Origin of the sequence: Streptomyces xiaopingdaonensis, from assembly GCF_000262345.1 — a bacterium.
In the GTDB taxonomy this organism is placed as follows: domain Bacteria; phylum Actinomycetota; class Actinomycetes; order Streptomycetales; family Streptomycetaceae; genus Streptomyces; species Streptomyces xiaopingdaonensis.
In genome coordinates, this window is record NZ_AJTQ01000308.1 from 1 (window position 1) to 13,264 (window position 13,264).

Below are 13,264 nucleotides of genomic sequence, written 5' to 3' on the forward strand. Positions count from 1 at the left end.
CCTCGCCGTCGACGGCATCGTCGGTATCGGTGGGAAGGGCGGACTGCGGCCCGCCGCCGTCGAGTTGGTCGACCTGGTGGAGGCGGCAGGGGTGCCGGTCGTCTCCGTCGATCTGCCGAGCGGCGTGGACGCCGACACCGGCGAGATCCCGGGCGCCGCCGTCAGCGCCGACGCGACGGTCACCTTCGGGACGTACAAGCCCGGACTGCTCGTCGACCCCGGCGCGGACCGCGCGGGCGCGCTCCGCCTCGTGGACATCGGCCTCGACCCGTACCTGCCGGAGGAGCCCGAGGTCGAGGCCGTCCAACACGCGGACGTGGCGGGGCTGTTGCCGCAGCCGGCGGCGGAGAGCGACAAGTACCGCAGGGGAGTGGTCGGCGTCGTCGCCGGCTCCGAGCGGTACCCGGGCGCCGCGGTCCTCGCCGTCGCCGGTGCGCTGCGCGGCGGCGCGGGGGCCGTGCGGTACGTCGGCGCCGCGGCGGACGCGGTGATCGCGCGCTTCCCCGAGACGCTCGTCTCCGCCGGGCCGCCGCACAGGGCGGGGCGGGTGCAGTCCTGGGCCGTGGGGCCCGGGCTGGGGGAGGACCGCGAGGTGCGGCAGCGCGTCGGCGAGGTGCTCGACTCGGACGTGCCCGTGCTCGTCGACGCGGACGGCCTGCGGCTGATGGACCGCGACGCGCTGCGGGACCGCGCGGGCAGGGGCCTCGCGACCCTGCTCACGCCGCACGCCGGCGAGGCCGCCGCGCTCCTCGGTGAGCAGCGCGAGCGCGTCGAGGCCGAACGCCTCGGAGCCGCCCGCCGGTTGGCCGCCGAGACCCGCGCGACGGTGCTGCTCAAGGGGTCGTCGACGCTCGTCGCCGACCCGGAGGGCGGTCCTGTGCGCGTCAACGCCACCGGCACCGGCTGGCTCGCCACCGCCGGTACGGGGGACGTCCTCTCGGGGCTCGCCGGCTCGCTCCTCGCGACGGGGCTCCCGGCCCGCGAGGCGGCGTCGGCCGGCGCGTACCTGCACGGTCTTGCCGGCCGGTACGCGCCCGTGCCGCCGGGGGCTTCGGAGGTCGCGGCGGCGCTGCACGACGCGTGGCGCGAGGTGCTGCGCCCCTGAGCGCGGCGGTTCAGCCGAACCGCTTCTCCAGCCAATGCTCCGCGTACTGCGCCGAGTTGTACCTGTCGATCTCCCCGTACCCCAGCTTCGCGTAGAGCTTGCGGGACTCGACGAGATCGCTCCGGGTGTCGAGGCGGACGCGCTCGGCGCCCCACTGCTCCCTCGCCACCTGCTCGGCGCGCGTGACGAGGAGCGAGCCCAGCCCGCCCCCGCGCTGGTCGGGGACGACCCACAGCCGCTTCAGCTCGGCGATGCCGGGCTGCAGGAGCCGCACACCGACGCACCCGGAGAACTCGGGTGCGAGCTGCGCGGCCGGTCCGGTGCGCGAGGCGACCTCCTCGGGCTCGGGGCCGAAGAGGGAGCGGGCGACGAGGAGCATGGCGCGGGGCGGCGCGAGCATCTCGTCGGGGCCGAGCGCCACGCGTACCTCGGCGTCGGTCGCGTCCCTGCCGTAGTAGCGGCTCGCCACCTCGTGGGTGAAGGCGTAGAGGACGTCGTCTGCCTCCTGGGAGGCGGCCGGCTCGGGCGAGATGATCCATGTCATACCCGGCATTCTGCCCGCTCCCCGAGGCCGCCGGCGCCCGAATCCGTAGATCGGCACCGGAGTTCGGCACCGCACGCGGGCGTGCGGGATCGGTCGGAGCGCCGTCCGCGGGGGCGACCTGCGAGACTTGCCGGGTGAACGTGGAGCGTCCGGCGGGTGCCGGAGTGGAGATCCCCGGGGACGAGCGGGCCCGCGCGCAGGTCGACCTGGAGGCGATCCGCGCCAACGTCCGCACCCTGCGCGCGCGGGCCTCGTCCGCCGGGCTGATGGCCGTCGTCAAGGCCGACGCGTACGGGCACGGGATGGTGCCGTGCGCCCGCGCGGCTCGCGAGGCGGGCGCGAGCTGGCTCGGTGTGGCGACGCCGCAGGAGGCGTTCGCGCTCCGCGCGGCGGGTGACGCGGGGCCGCTGCTCTGCTGGTTGTGGACGCCGGGCGGACCGTGGCGGCGGGCGATCGAGGAGGACGTCGACGTCTCCGTCAGCGGGGGTTGGGCGCTCGCCGAGGCGCGTGCCGCGGCGCGCGAGGCCGGGCGCACCGCGCGGGTGCACCTCAAGGCCGACACCGGTCTCGGACGCAACGGCTGCCAGCCCGCCGACTGGCCGCGGCTGGTGCGCGAGGCCCGCGCGGCGGAGGCGGAGGGCACGGTCCGCGTCGCCGGGATCTGGTCGCACTTCGCGTGCGCCGACGAGCCGGGGCACCCGTCGATCGCGCCGCAGCTCGACGCCTTCCGGGAGGCGCTCGACGTGGCCGAACGCGCCGGCGTGCACCCCGAGGTGCGCCACCTCGCCAACTCCCCCGCGACGCTCACCCTTCCCGAGTCCCACTTCGACCTCGTGCGCCCCGGCGTCTCCGTCTACGGCCTCTCGCCCTCGCCCGAGGTGGGCACGGCCGCCGAGTGGGGGCTGCGTCCCGCGATGACGCTCGCCGCCTCGCTCGCGCTCGTCAAGCGCGTGCCCGTGGACCAGGGCGTCAGCTACGGGCACCACTACCGCACGCAGCGGGAGACGGCGCTCGCGCTCGTGCCGCTCGGCTACGCCGACGGCGTCCCGCGGCACGCCTCGGGGCGCGGTCCCGTGCTCGTCGGGGGCGAGCGCGGGACGGTCGCGGGGCGCGTCGCCATGGACCAGTTCGTCGTGGACCTCGGTCCCGAAGGCGACCGCCGCGTGCGCGAGGGCGACCCCGTCGTCCTCTTCGGTCCCGGGGACTCGGGCGAGCCCACCGCCGAGGAGTGGGCGCGGGCCGCGGAGACCATCGGGTACGAGATCGTCACCCGGATCGGGGCCCGCGTCCCGCGGGTCTACGTCGGCGTGCACGAGCGCACACCGGAGCACAGGTACGGCGCACGGGCCGCCGCCGATCTCGCCGAGGTGCGCCCCGCGCGTGAGGAGCAGGGCCAAGCCGGCGCACGCCGGCGGGAGTTCGGCGAGGGGCACGCGGGTATCGGGAGCCCGGGGGACCGGGCGCGCGCGGCGGGGCAGTGAGGGAGCGTCCAGGCACGGAGTCGCAGGGGGTCGAGCGTCCATGGCCGAGTCGGAAGGCGGCGGCGTGCGCGGCGCCGCCCGCAAGGCGGGGATCGCCGGGGCCGCGATAGGGGCCGTCGCGGCCGGGGTCGCCGTCGAGCGGCTCACCGTCCACCGCGGGGTGCGGCGCAGGGCCCGCCTCGCGCTCGACGCGGAGGGCCCGTACGGGACGCTGCGGGGCGCGCGGGGGACGGCGTACGCGGAGGACGGCACGGCGCTGCACTACGAGGTCGAGGAGGCGGGCGAGCGCGCCGCTTCCGGAGTCCCCGCCGCGGGCGGCGCCGTCGCGGACTCCGCCCGATCGGCCGTCGCAGGCGACGGGTTCGGCGGTCCGAGCGTCCCCTCCGTGCGGCTCGAAGGGACCGGGCCGCCCGTGCGCCCGTACCGCGACCGCCTGTCGGGCCTGCTCCGGCGTACGCCCGGCGGGCCCGCGCCCGAGCCGCCGACGCTCGTCTTCTCCCACGGCTACTGCCTCGACCAGGACGTCTGGCACTTCCAGCGCGCCGCGCTCCGCGGCGCGGTGCGCACCGTCTGGTGGGACCAGCGCAGCCACGGGCGCTCGGGCCGCGGCCCCGTCGGCGGGGAGGTCTCCATCGACCTGCTCGGCCGGGACCTGAAGGCCGTGCTCGACGCGGCCGTGCCGAGCGGCCCCGTGGTGCTCGTCGGCCACTCGATGGGCGGCATGACGGTGATGGCGCTCGCCGCGCAGTACCCGGAGTACGTCGCCGAACGCGTCGTCGGGGTCGCGCTGTTGGGGACGAGCGCCGGTCGGCTCGCCGAGGTGACGTACGGGCTGCCGGCCGCCGGCGTGCGCGCCGCGCGCCGGGTGCTGCCCGGGGTGCTGCGCGCGCTCGTCGCGCAGACCGAGCTCGTGGAGCGCGGGCGGCGGGCGGCGGCCGACGTCTTCGCCGGGCTGGTGAAGCGCTACTCCTTCGGCAGCCCGCGCGAGGTCGACCCGGGTGTCGCGCGGTTCGCCGAGCGGCTGTTGGAGTCGGTGCCGATCGACGTCGTCGCCGAGTTCCTGCCCGCCTTCGGCGTCCACGACAAGCGCGAGGAGCTCCGGGCCCTGAGCGGCGCGGAGGTACTCGTCCTCGCGGCGGACCGCGACCTGATCACGCCGGTGCAGCACAGCGAGGAGATCGCGGCCGCCCTCCCGCAGGCGCAGCTCGCGGTGCTGGAACGCACGGGGCACCTGGCGATGCTGGAGCGTCCGGAGGAGGTCAACGAGGAACTCGCCGCGCTGCTGACGCGTACCATCCGGAGCCATGGAAGCACCGCACCGCCAGACCGGGGACCCCGCGACGACCGCACCGCACGAGGCCGCTGAGCCCACCGCCCACTGGTCGGGAAGAGTCGAGACGCCGGAGCGGATGCAGGAGCTCGGCAGAGCGCTCGCGCCCCTGTTGCGCGCCGGCGATCTCGTGCTGCTCACCGGTGAGTTGGGCGCGGGCAAGACCACGCTCACTCGCGGTCTGGGCGAGGGCCTCGGCGTCCGCGGCGCCGTCACCTCTCCGACGTTCGTCATCGCCCGGGTCCACCCCTCGCTCGTCGAGGGGCCGCCGCTCGTCCACGTCGACGCCTACCGGCTCGGCGGCGGCCTCGACGAGATGGAGGACCTCGACCTGGACGTGACGCTGCCCGAGTCGGTGGTCGTCGTCGAGTGGGGAGAGGGCCGCGTCGAGGAGCTCACCGAGGACCGGCTCCACGTCCGGCTGGGGCGCAGCCTCGGGGAGGACGACGGCGCGGCGCCCGACGACGACCCGCGGAGCGTGGAGGTGACGGGCGTCGGCGCACGCTGGGCCGGGTGCGCTCTCTCCGCGCTCGGGTAGTCACGGGACCGTCCGCTCCTCCCCGAAGCGCGCCCGGTATGCGCCGGGCGTGAGCCCTGTCGTACGGCGCACCACCGTGCGCAGGTTGGCGGGGGTGCTGGGGCCGCTGCGCCGGGCCACCGCGTCGAGGCCCTCCCCGGAGCGCTCCGGCAAGCGGCGGGCGAGGGCGGCGCGTCGGCGGGCGAGCCAGGCGTGCGGCGTCGTGCCGAGCTGCGCGCGGAAGCGCCGGTGGAGCGTGGACTCGGCGGCGACGGCGGCCTGGAGCGCCGCATGAGTCCTCACCACGACCCGTCCGCTCCGCGGCCGATCCGAGTGTCCTACTTCTTCCTGCCTGATTGCTGGGGACGTGGATACGCTCGCGGAGCCGTGGCCGCCGTCGTCGACCGGGCCTTGGAAACCGTCCCCTAAGGCAACCCGACGGTCATCGCCGTCACTCAAGAGGCCAACATCCGCTCGTGCCGACTCCTTGAAACCGTCGGCATGCGTCATTGACAGCTTCGTGGAGTTTGGTGCGCCCGAGGCGATGTCTTCCGTCGATCGCCGGGGCCTCCGGCGTTTGTGCCCTCCTCATCTTCCTTGCGGAGCCGGTCCCTTGACACCACATCGCCTTTTTGGCCTTCTTGGCCCTCGGTCATAGTCGGCGCCATGGACTATGACGTAGTGGTGGCCGGAGGCGGCCCGGTCGGACTGATGCTGGCCTGCGAGCTCCGGCTCGGAGGCGCGCGGGTGGCTGTTCTGGAGCGCCTCACCGAAGTGGACCCGACGATCAAGGGCGGGGCGATCACCACGCCCAGCGCCGAGGCGCTCTACCGCCGGGGCATGCTGCCCGCGCTGGCCGAGGTGCAGCGGCAGGCGATGGACCGCTTCCACGCGTTCGTGGGCGAGCGGAACGGCGGCGACGGAGGCAGGGCCGCGGGCCAAGGGCTCGGGATCGTCGGGCACTTCGCCGGCATCCTGCTGCGCGCCGACCTGGTCGACCGTACGGAGCCGGGCCTCGGCGACGCCGGACCCGCCGCCGAGATCGCCTTCGTGGCGCAGCAGGACATCGAGCGGCTGCTCGGCGGTCGGGCGGACGAGCTCGGCGTCGACGTGCGCCGGGGAGTGGAGCTGACCGGCCTCGAAGCGGACGACGAGGCCGTCACCGTGCGGACCAGCCACGGGGCCGTACGCGCCGGCTGGCTCGTGGGCTGCGACGGCGGCCGCAGTGCGGTCCGCAAGCTCGCGGGGTTCGCATTTCCCGGGACGGACCCGGAGATCACCTGTCACCAGGCGGTCGTGAAGATGACCGGCACCGAGGACCTGAAGGTCGGCTGGACCGCCACGGACACCGGGGTGTACGCCTACGGGCCGATGCCGGGACGCGTCGTCACCGTGGAGTTCGACGGCCCGCCGGCCGACCGGGACGCGCCGGTCACCGCCGAGGACCTCCAGGCGCGGCTGCGCCGGGTATCCGGCGTGGACGTCACGATCACCGCGGTGCGGACCGCGACCCGCTTCACCGACCACGCCCGCCAGGCCACCGAGTACCGCAAGGGCCGGGTGCTGCTGGCGGGTGATGCGGCGCACGTGCACTCCGCGTTCGGGAGCCAGGGGCTGAGCCTGGGAATCGGGGACGCGATGAACCTCGGCTGGAAGCTCGCTGCGGTGATCGGCGGCCGGGTGCCGGAAGGGCTGCTGGACACGTACACCGCCGAGCGGCACCCGGTCGGTGCGTGGGTCCTGGACTGGACTCGGTCCCAGGTCGCGGCCATGCGTCCGGACCCCCAGTCCCGGGCCCTGCGCGAGATCGTCAGCGACCTGGCGGGGACGGCAGTGGGCACCACGTACCTCACCGCGCGGCTCAACGGTGGCGGGGTGCGGTACGAGCTGCCGGGCGAGCACCCGCTGATCGGCCGCAGCGCGCCGGACCTCGAACTCACCGACGGCGGCCGCCTCGCGGACCACCTCCACAGCGGCCGGGCGCTCCTGCTCGACCTCACCGACGACCCGGAGCTCCGGGCCCTCGCTGCGGGATATGCCGGCCGCGTCGACACCCTGACGGCCGGCTGCCCGTCCCGCCCGGACCTGGCGGCGGTCCTCGTCCGTCCGGACGGCTTCACGGCCTGGGCGGCAGACGCGGGGGTGCGGGCGCCGACGTCGACGGCCGGGCTGGCGGAGGCGCTGGGGGAGTGGTTCGGAGTGCCGGAGGGTGCGGTGATGCAGGGCTGATCCGCCACTCTGCCGACTGACTCGGACCACGAGCGACCCCGCCCACGGTCGCCGCACCCACCGGGTGTGGCGCCCTTCCGCACCTCACTGGGGCTCACCGCGGCGCGCGCCGCCGGCTCCGCTACGCCCAGCGGTTCGGCGAGGTGCTCCAGCGCCCGGGCGAGGAGCGGTCCGAGCGGCTCGTCCGGGGGCTCGGGGAGCGGCCGGACGACGAACTGCCGCTGCCCGCCGTCGCGGTGGGCGGCGAAGCCGAGCCGTCGGCTCATCGCCGCCGCGGCCTCGGCGCCGTGGTCGCGGCGGACGAGGTGGAGCCCGAGGGGCGAGGGCGGCGGCACTGCCGGCGGAGGTGAAGATCTCGCCGTCGTCGACGAAGAGGACGTCCTCCTCGAACCGCACCCGGGGGAAACGGCGGCGGAAGGCGTCGGACCACTGCCGGTGGGCGGGTGGCGCGGCGGCCGTCGAGGACGCCGGCCTCGGCGAGTGCGAAGGCGCCGCTGCACAGGCCGACGAGGCGTGCGCCCCGCGGACGGCATCGAGCACCGCGGGGTGGCACGGGGCCTCGACGTTCGGGCGGTTGGGCACCACCAGCGTCTGCGCCCTTCGGCCGCCGAGGGGCCTGCGACGCCCGTGAGGCTGAAGAAGCCGTCGCGCATCGCCGTGTCCGGCTCGGCCGAGCAGAGGGCGAAGCCGTGGAGACGGCCGCCGATTTCCGGGCCCGAACACCTCGGTGACGCGGCCGAGTTCGAAGGGGTTCGACCCCGCGTCCACGAGAGCGACGACGCGGTGTTGCGACGATCCTTCCGTCATCCGTCGTTCCGGGCACTCCCGCCGACTGGCCTGCGCATGGACGATGGCCGCATGGACGACATCCCGATCTCTCTCGGCAAAGCCCTCGCCTCCTTCGACGAGCTGTGGAGCCCCCGCATCGTGACCAGGGTCAACGACCACGACGTCCGCATCGCCAAGGTGCGGGGCGACCACGTGTGGCACGCGCACGCGGAGACGGACGAGTTCTTCCTCGTGCTCGACGGCGAGTTGGAGATCGCGCTCCGGGAGCCTGCGGGCGAGCGCAGCGTGCACCTCTCGCAGGGCAGCGTCTTCACGGTGCCGCGCGGCGTGGAGCACCGGCCCTCCGCGCCGAGCGGAGCCGCGATCCTGCTGCTGGAGCCGCGCGGAACCTCCTCGGTCGGCGACCACGGCCCCGACCTCCCCGCGCACGTCGACGCCACCACGGGGCACGCGCTGGGGCGCGAAGCGCGCTGATCTTTTGGGGCGCGTGTTCTCCGGCGTGCGGACCTTCCGCGCACCTCCGCGTTCCCGACAGCACGTCGGGAAGATGTTGCATCGCACTCCGCGGCCGTGGTCCCATGGGCAATGTACGCCAGGTTAGGTAAACCTCAGTAGCCTCGCCCGCCGCGGACCTCCGGGCCTTCGTGGTGGGCGGGGAGCCCAGGGAGTCGGGATGACGGCAGCAGAGCGCGCGCCCCAGGCGCGCACCCCCGCGGTGGCAGTCAGGCGCTCCCGGCCCGCCGCCGAGAGCGCCCCGCGCAGGGCGACTCCGTCGATGGGCGAGCTGCTCGCCTCGTGCGCCGCGGCCCGCACGGTGTCGACGCCGCCCGAGGCGCCGGGAGAGAGAAGCGAGTGCGACGCGGCCTGAAGGCCCGTCGGCAGCAGGTCCGGCCGCGCGTCAGCGGACGACGACGACCTTGGTGCCGATCGTCGCGAAGAGCCACATCGCCTCGCCGTCCTCGCGGGTCTCGCGCACCCCGCCCGTCTGCTGCCGGGACTCGGGGTCGGGGGTGGAGCCGTCGAGCGCGGCGCTGAAGCCGATCGTGGTGCCGCGCACCGTGGCGAACCGCACGACGTTCTCCACCGGGACGTTGTCCGAGCCGGTGACGTGCGAGGCGCGCGACTCCACGCGGTACTCGCCGGGCGGCGGGCTGACCGGACTCGGCATCACGCGGAAGGTGCGCTCGACCTCGCCGCCCTTCTCCACGAGCCACACCCGCTTGCGCTCCAGTGCGTAGACGACGCGCATGCCCTTGCCGGAACGCGGCGGCACCGCCTCGGACTTGGACGGCTTGTCCGCCTGCTTGCCGCCTTCGCGGTCGTTCGCCGACCGCGTGGGGGAGGGGGAGGGCTTGCTCCGCTCCGCGCGGTCCTGCGCGGCGTCGGCCTGGAGCGCGAGGAATCCCACACCGGCGAGCGCCGCCGCGGTGAGCCCAGCGACGACGAAACCCGCGCTGTTGCGTGCCATGGTCTGCCGCCTTCCTCCTGCTCTCCCGAGTGCACGGGACGGGGCGCGCGCGGGCTTCGCGACCGCTGCGTTACGCCGTTACGCCGTACTCCGTGCCGGCGTTGACGGTAGCAGCCGGTACCGACACGCTCCGGCCCGGAGCCGGTGCAGATACCGCAGGCACCTCTTATACACATGTTCTCCGCAGGCCGTATACCGGGACTTGGAGTAACGGCCACGCCTGTGTTCGCATGAGGCGATGACCCCCCACGGATCATCGACAGGCTCCGGCTCATCGATATCGACGGGTTCCGGTTCTTCCGACGGCAGCAGCCGGAACCCTTACGACGAGCTGTCCGAGCTCGCCTCCTCGGACGCCCCGCCGCCCCCCGCGAACAGCAGCTCCAACCCGTACGAGGCGCTCTCGCCCGACGCGGACCCCTACGACGACTCGTACGGCGACCCGCATGCCGACGGCCCACTCGGATTCCGCTTGCGCTCGGACCACGACGAGCCCGCATACACGGACGACATGCCGTACCTCCGCGCCGTGCGCCGCAGGCGCAGGTCCCGGCTGCGGATGACGATCAAGATCGCCATCGCCTGCTGCGTCCTCCTCGCCTTCGCCGTCGTCGGCGACCGCTGGGCCGCCCTCTACGCCGAGCAGCAGGCGGAGAAGAAGGTGCAGGAGGCGATGAACCTGCACGCGGCACCCGAGGTGCACATCCGCGGCTTCCCCTTCCTCACCCAGCTCCTCGGTGAGCGGATGGACGACGTCGACGTGACGATCCCCGACGTCCCCGCCGGTCGGATCTCGCTCGCGCAGATCAACGGCAACGTCGAGGATGTGAAGATCGTCGGGGACGCCCCCACCTCGATCAAGGGCGCGGTCCTCGGCCGCATGGAGGGCGACGTCCTCCTCGCCTTCGACGACCTCGACCGCGAACTCGGCACCTCCCAGGTGCAGTTCACAGCGGGCGGCGCCAGCACGGTGCTCGCCGACGGAGAGCTCCCCGTGGCCGGGACGAAGGTCAAGGTCAAGGCGCGGGCGCAGCTGCAGCGCACGAGCGACCACGGGGTGGGGACCACCGTCGACGACATGCGGCTCGTCGTCCCGGGGCTCTTCAGCTTCACACCGGGCCCCGACGGCGGCCTGCGCCTGGCCGAGCCCATGGCCAAGCGCGTCCAACGGGACGCGGCGAAGGCGAAGGCGCTCTTCGGAGTGGAGGCGATCGCGGAGCGCTTCGGGCTCTCCGAGGAGCGGGCGCAGCGGGTGCGGGAGAGCGAGGCCGAGCTGAACCGCGTCACGGGGACGCCGAAGTTCCTCGACAAGGTGATGAAGCTGAACCTTGTCGACCTCGCCGTCCAGAACCCGGGGGTTCTGCAGAAGATCGGCGTAGACCCGTCGCTCGTGGACGCGCTGAAGAAGATCGAGGAGCCGAAGCTGGCGGAGAAGCTGTCGCTCTCGATGAAGCTCCCCGAGATCCCGGGGGATGTGCGGCTGCGGCATATCTCCGTCGAGAAGGAAGGGATCAGGGCGAAGCTCACCGGCACCGATATGCCGTTCGGCGACGCGGCGAAGAAGCAGGCGGCGCAGAAGGACGACTGACGGGCGGCGCCCCGGGCGGGCACCGGGGGGTGTGCGCGCCGGGCGCGTTCCGGACGTCCGCGCCGCTGATCCGTGGCAGACCCAGCGGGGGTGCGCAGCCTCCGCGCACGCCCCTTTGAGCGCCCGCGGCGAGGGCACCCCGCCGGGCGCCGTACGCTGGAGAGCGTGCTACTGCTCGCCCTCGACACCGCAACCCCCGCCGTCACGGTCGCCCTCCGCGAGGCCGACGGCGCCGGCGGCCGCACCCTCGCCGCCTCCCACCAGGTCGACGCCCGGCGCCACGGCGAACTCCTCCTCCCCGCCGTGGACCGCGTCCTCGCCGAGGCCGACCGGGCCCTGAGCGAGGTCGACGCGCTCGTCGTCGGCGTCGGCCCCGGCCCCTACACGGGGCTGCGCGTCGGTCTCGCGACGGCCGCCGCGTTCGGCGCGGCGCTCAACCTGCCGGTGCACGGCGTCTGCACGCTCGACGGGCTCGCGTACGCCTCCGGCCTCAGGGAGCCCTTCGTCGTCGCCACGGACGCGCGCCGCAAGGAGGTCTACTGGGCCCGCTACGCCGACGCCCGCACCCGCGAAGGCGACCCCGCCGTCGACCGCCCCGGCGACCTGCCGGCGGACGTCGCCGCGCTGCCCGCCGTGGGCGCGGGAGCCCGGCTGTACCCGGAGTCCTTCCCCGACGTCCGCAAGGACCTCCCGGCCGAGCAGTCGGCCGAGGCGCTCGCGCGGTTGGCGGCCGAACGCCTCGCAGCGGGCGCGGAGTTGCTCCCGCCCCGGCCGCTCTACCTCCGTCGGCCCGACGCCAAGGTCCCGGCGAACTACAAGGTGGTCACGCCGCAGTGACCCCGGTGGCTGCCGCCCGGCGTCCCGCACGCCGCAGGGGGCGGGGATGACGGCGCCCCCGCCCGCCGTGGCGCTGCGGGAGATGCGCTGGTGGGACATTGCGCCGGTACTCGGTCTCGAGGCGGAGCTCTTCCCCGAGGACGCGTGGACGGCCGGCATGTTCTGGTCCGAACTGGCCCACGCACGCGGCCCGTTCGCGACCCGGCGGTACCTCGTCGCCGAGGCGGGGGCCGGTACTTCGGAGTACCGGGGGCTCGTCGGGTACGGCGGCGTCGCCGTCGTCGCCGGCACCGCTGACGTGCAGACGATCGGCGTGCTGCCGGGGCACCGCGGCACCGGGCTCGGGGCGAGGCTGCTCGCGGGGCTCCTCGCCGCGGCCACCGAACTGGAGGCGGACGAGGCGCTGTTGGAGGTCCGGGTCGACAACGCGCCGGCGCAGCGCCTCTACGAGCGCTTCGGCTTCGAACCCGTCGGCACGAGACGCGGCTACTACCAGCCGGGCAACGTCGACGCACTCGTGATGCGCCTCGCCGACCCGGCCGCCCACGCCGCGGCGCACGCCCCGCGCACCACCGACCACACCGAAGGCACCACCCAAGGGACAGGCAACCATGGCTGACGAACCCCTCGTCCTCGGCATCGAGACCTCCTGCGACGAGACCGGCGTCGGCATCGTCCGCGGACACACCCTCCTCGCCGACGCCGTCGCCTCCAGCGTCGACACTCACGCGCGGTTCGGCGGCGTCGTACCGGAGATCGCCAGCAGGGCGCACCTGGAGGCGATGGTCCCGACGATCGAGCGCGCGCTCGCCGAGGCCGGCGTCGCCGCCTCCGATCTCGACGGCGTCGCGGTCACCGCGGGGCCGGGGCTCGCGGGTGCGCTGCTCGTCGGGGTCTCGGCGGCGAAGGCGTACGCGTACGCGCTCGGAAAGCCGCTCTACGGCGTCAACCACCTCGCCTCGCACATCTGCGTCGACCAGCTCGAACACGGCGCCCTCCCCGAGCCGACGATGGCGCTGCTCGTCAGCGGCGGCCACTCCTCGCTCCTCCTCGCGCCCGACATCACCAGCGACGTGCGTCCGCTCGGCGCAACCATCGACGACGCGGCAGGCGAGGCGTTCGACAAGGTGGCCCGCGTCCTCGATCTGGGCTTCCCCGGCGGCCCCGTCATCGACAGGTACGCGCGCGAGGGCGACCCGGCGGCGATCGCGTTCCCCCGCGGCCTCACGGGACCGCGGGACGCCGCCTACGACTTCTCCTTCTCCGGCCTGAAGACGGCCGTCGCTCGGTGGGTCGAGGCGAAGCGGAAGGCCGGCGAGGACGTGCCGGTCGCCGACGTATCGGCCTCGTTCCAGGAGGCCGTCGTCGACGTCCTC

14 protein-coding genes and 1 pseudogene are annotated in these 13,264 nt (G+C 74.7%); 11 read left to right on the plus strand and 4 right to left on the minus strand.

Features of this window, described 5'->3' with window-relative positions:
• Positions 1–1,105 (plus strand): NAD(P)H-hydrate dehydratase (locus UWG_RS30880; protein ID WP_016909723.1); only part of this gene is annotated, 1,105 nt, incomplete at its 5' end.
• 10 nt (positions 1,106–1,115) lie between these two features.
• Here UWG_RS30880 and UWG_RS0123905 read toward each other — a convergent pair.
• Positions 1,116–1,649 carry a GNAT family N-acetyltransferase gene (locus UWG_RS0123905; protein WP_033196335.1) on the minus strand — a complete coding sequence of 178 codons (534 nt, stop codon included), beginning with the start codon at positions 1,647–1,649 and terminating at the stop codon, positions 1,116–1,118.
• Positions 1,650–1,813: 164 nt separating this feature from the next.
• Between UWG_RS0123905 and alr the strand changes: the two genes are divergently transcribed.
• Genes alr through tsaE form a run of 3 tightly spaced genes read left to right on the plus strand, consistent with a single transcriptional unit; the run spans position 1,814 to position 4,998 of the window.
• The gene (gene alr, locus UWG_RS30885; protein ID WP_016909725.1) at positions 1,814–3,130 is read left to right on the plus strand and encodes an alanine racemase; all 1,317 of its coding nucleotides are present in this window, start codon (positions 1,814–1,816) and stop codon (positions 3,128–3,130) included.
• A 40-nt stretch (positions 3,131–3,170) separates the two neighbouring features.
• A complete protein-coding gene (locus tag UWG_RS0123915) occupies positions 3,171–4,496 on the plus strand; it encodes an alpha/beta fold hydrolase (RefSeq protein WP_016909726.1) in 1,326 nt (441 codons plus the stop codon).
• Positions 4,435–4,998 carry a tRNA (adenosine(37)-N6)-threonylcarbamoyltransferase complex ATPase subunit type 1 TsaE gene (tsaE, locus tag UWG_RS0123920; RefSeq protein WP_016909727.1) on the plus strand — a complete coding sequence of 188 codons (564 nt, stop codon included), beginning with the start codon at positions 4,435–4,437 and terminating at the stop codon, positions 4,996–4,998. The genes UWG_RS0123915 and tsaE overlap by 62 nt, the downstream gene beginning before the upstream one ends.
• Here tsaE and UWG_RS0123925 read toward each other — a convergent pair whose 3' ends face one another.
• Positions 4,999–5,283, minus strand: a complete 285-nt coding sequence (locus UWG_RS0123925) for a helix-turn-helix domain-containing protein (protein WP_016909728.1) — start codon at positions 5,281–5,283, stop codon at positions 4,999–5,001.
• 360 nt (positions 5,284–5,643) lie between these two features.
• Between UWG_RS0123925 and UWG_RS0123930 the strand changes: the two genes are divergently transcribed.
• A complete protein-coding gene (locus UWG_RS0123930; RefSeq protein ID WP_029391721.1) occupies positions 5,644–7,206 on the plus strand; it encodes an FAD-dependent monooxygenase in 1,563 nt (520 codons plus the stop codon).
• Positions 7,207–7,268: 62 nt separating this feature from the next.
• On the opposite strand, the pseudogene UWG_RS33850 reads toward UWG_RS0123930, so the two are convergent.
• Positions 7,269–8,013, minus strand: a pseudogene (locus UWG_RS33850) (DJ-1/PfpI family protein); the annotation flags it as partial.
• A gap of 51 nt (positions 8,014–8,064) precedes the next feature.
• On the opposite strand from UWG_RS33850, the gene UWG_RS0123940 reads away from it, so the two are divergent.
• The gene (locus tag UWG_RS0123940) at positions 8,065–8,469 is read left to right on the plus strand and encodes a cupin domain-containing protein (RefSeq protein WP_016909731.1); all 405 of its coding nucleotides are present in this window, start codon (positions 8,065–8,067) and stop codon (positions 8,467–8,469) included.
• 199 nt (positions 8,470–8,668) lie between these two features.
• On the plus strand, positions 8,669–8,863 hold the full coding sequence (locus tag UWG_RS0123945) for a hypothetical protein (protein WP_016909732.1): 195 nt from the start codon (positions 8,669–8,671) through the stop codon (positions 8,861–8,863).
• 30 nt (positions 8,864–8,893) lie between these two features.
• On the opposite strand, the gene UWG_RS0123950 is transcribed toward UWG_RS0123945, so the two are convergent.
• Positions 8,894–9,463: a hypothetical protein gene (locus tag UWG_RS0123950; protein ID WP_016909733.1), complete on the minus strand. Its 570-nt coding sequence runs from the start codon at positions 9,461–9,463 to the stop codon at positions 8,894–8,896.
• A gap of 238 nt (positions 9,464–9,701) precedes the next feature.
• Here UWG_RS0123950 and UWG_RS0123955 point away from each other — a divergent pair, with 238 nt between their 5' ends.
• From UWG_RS0123955 to tsaD, 4 genes are all read left to right on the plus strand, one after another.
• The gene (locus UWG_RS0123955; RefSeq protein WP_016909734.1) at positions 9,702–11,051 is read left to right on the plus strand and encodes an LmeA family phospholipid-binding protein; all 1,350 of its coding nucleotides are present in this window, start codon (positions 9,702–9,704) and stop codon (positions 11,049–11,051) included.
• Positions 11,052–11,216: 165 nt separating this feature from the next.
• Positions 11,217–11,888 carry a tRNA (adenosine(37)-N6)-threonylcarbamoyltransferase complex dimerization subunit type 1 TsaB gene (tsaB, locus tag UWG_RS0123960; RefSeq protein WP_016909735.1) on the plus strand — a complete coding sequence of 224 codons (672 nt, stop codon included), beginning with the start codon at positions 11,217–11,219 and terminating at the stop codon, positions 11,886–11,888.
• Positions 11,889–11,934: 46 nt separating this feature from the next.
• Positions 11,935–12,507, plus strand: a complete 573-nt coding sequence (rimI, locus tag UWG_RS0123965) for a ribosomal protein S18-alanine N-acetyltransferase (protein ID WP_029391722.1) — start codon at positions 11,935–11,937, stop codon at positions 12,505–12,507.
• Positions 12,500–13,264: tRNA (adenosine(37)-N6)-threonylcarbamoyltransferase complex transferase subunit TsaD (gene tsaD / locus UWG_RS0123970; RefSeq protein ID WP_016909737.1), on the plus strand; the 765-nt coding region annotated here is incomplete at its 3' end. The genes rimI and tsaD, both read left to right, overlap by 8 nt.

Bases quoted from the DNA above. Each gene is read 5' to 3' on its own strand.
- UWG_RS0123905 (WP_033196335.1), bottom strand. From the start codon at position 1,649: ATGACATGGATCATCTCGCCCGAGCCGGCCGCCTCCCAGGAGGCAGAC.
- UWG_RS0123915 (WP_016909726.1), top strand. From the start codon at position 3,171: ATGGCCGAGTCGGAAGGCGGCGGCGTGCGCGGCGCCGCCCGCAAGGCG.
- tsaE (WP_016909727.1), top strand. From the start codon at position 4,435: ATGGAAGCACCGCACCGCCAGACCGGGGACCCCGCGACGACCGCACCG.
- UWG_RS0123930 (WP_029391721.1), top strand. From the start codon at position 5,644: ATGGACTATGACGTAGTGGTGGCCGGAGGCGGCCCGGTCGGACTGATG.
- UWG_RS0123940 (WP_016909731.1), top strand. From the start codon at position 8,065: ATGGACGACATCCCGATCTCTCTCGGCAAAGCCCTCGCCTCCTTCGAC.
- UWG_RS0123945 (WP_016909732.1), top strand. From the start codon at position 8,669: ATGACGGCAGCAGAGCGCGCGCCCCAGGCGCGCACCCCCGCGGTGGCA.
- UWG_RS0123950 (WP_016909733.1), bottom strand. From the start codon at position 9,463: ATGGCACGCAACAGCGCGGGTTTCGTCGTCGCTGGGCTCACCGCGGCG.
- UWG_RS0123955 (WP_016909734.1), top strand. From the start codon at position 9,702: ATGACCCCCCACGGATCATCGACAGGCTCCGGCTCATCGATATCGACG.
- rimI (WP_029391722.1), top strand. From the start codon at position 11,935: ATGACGGCGCCCCCGCCCGCCGTGGCGCTGCGGGAGATGCGCTGGTGG.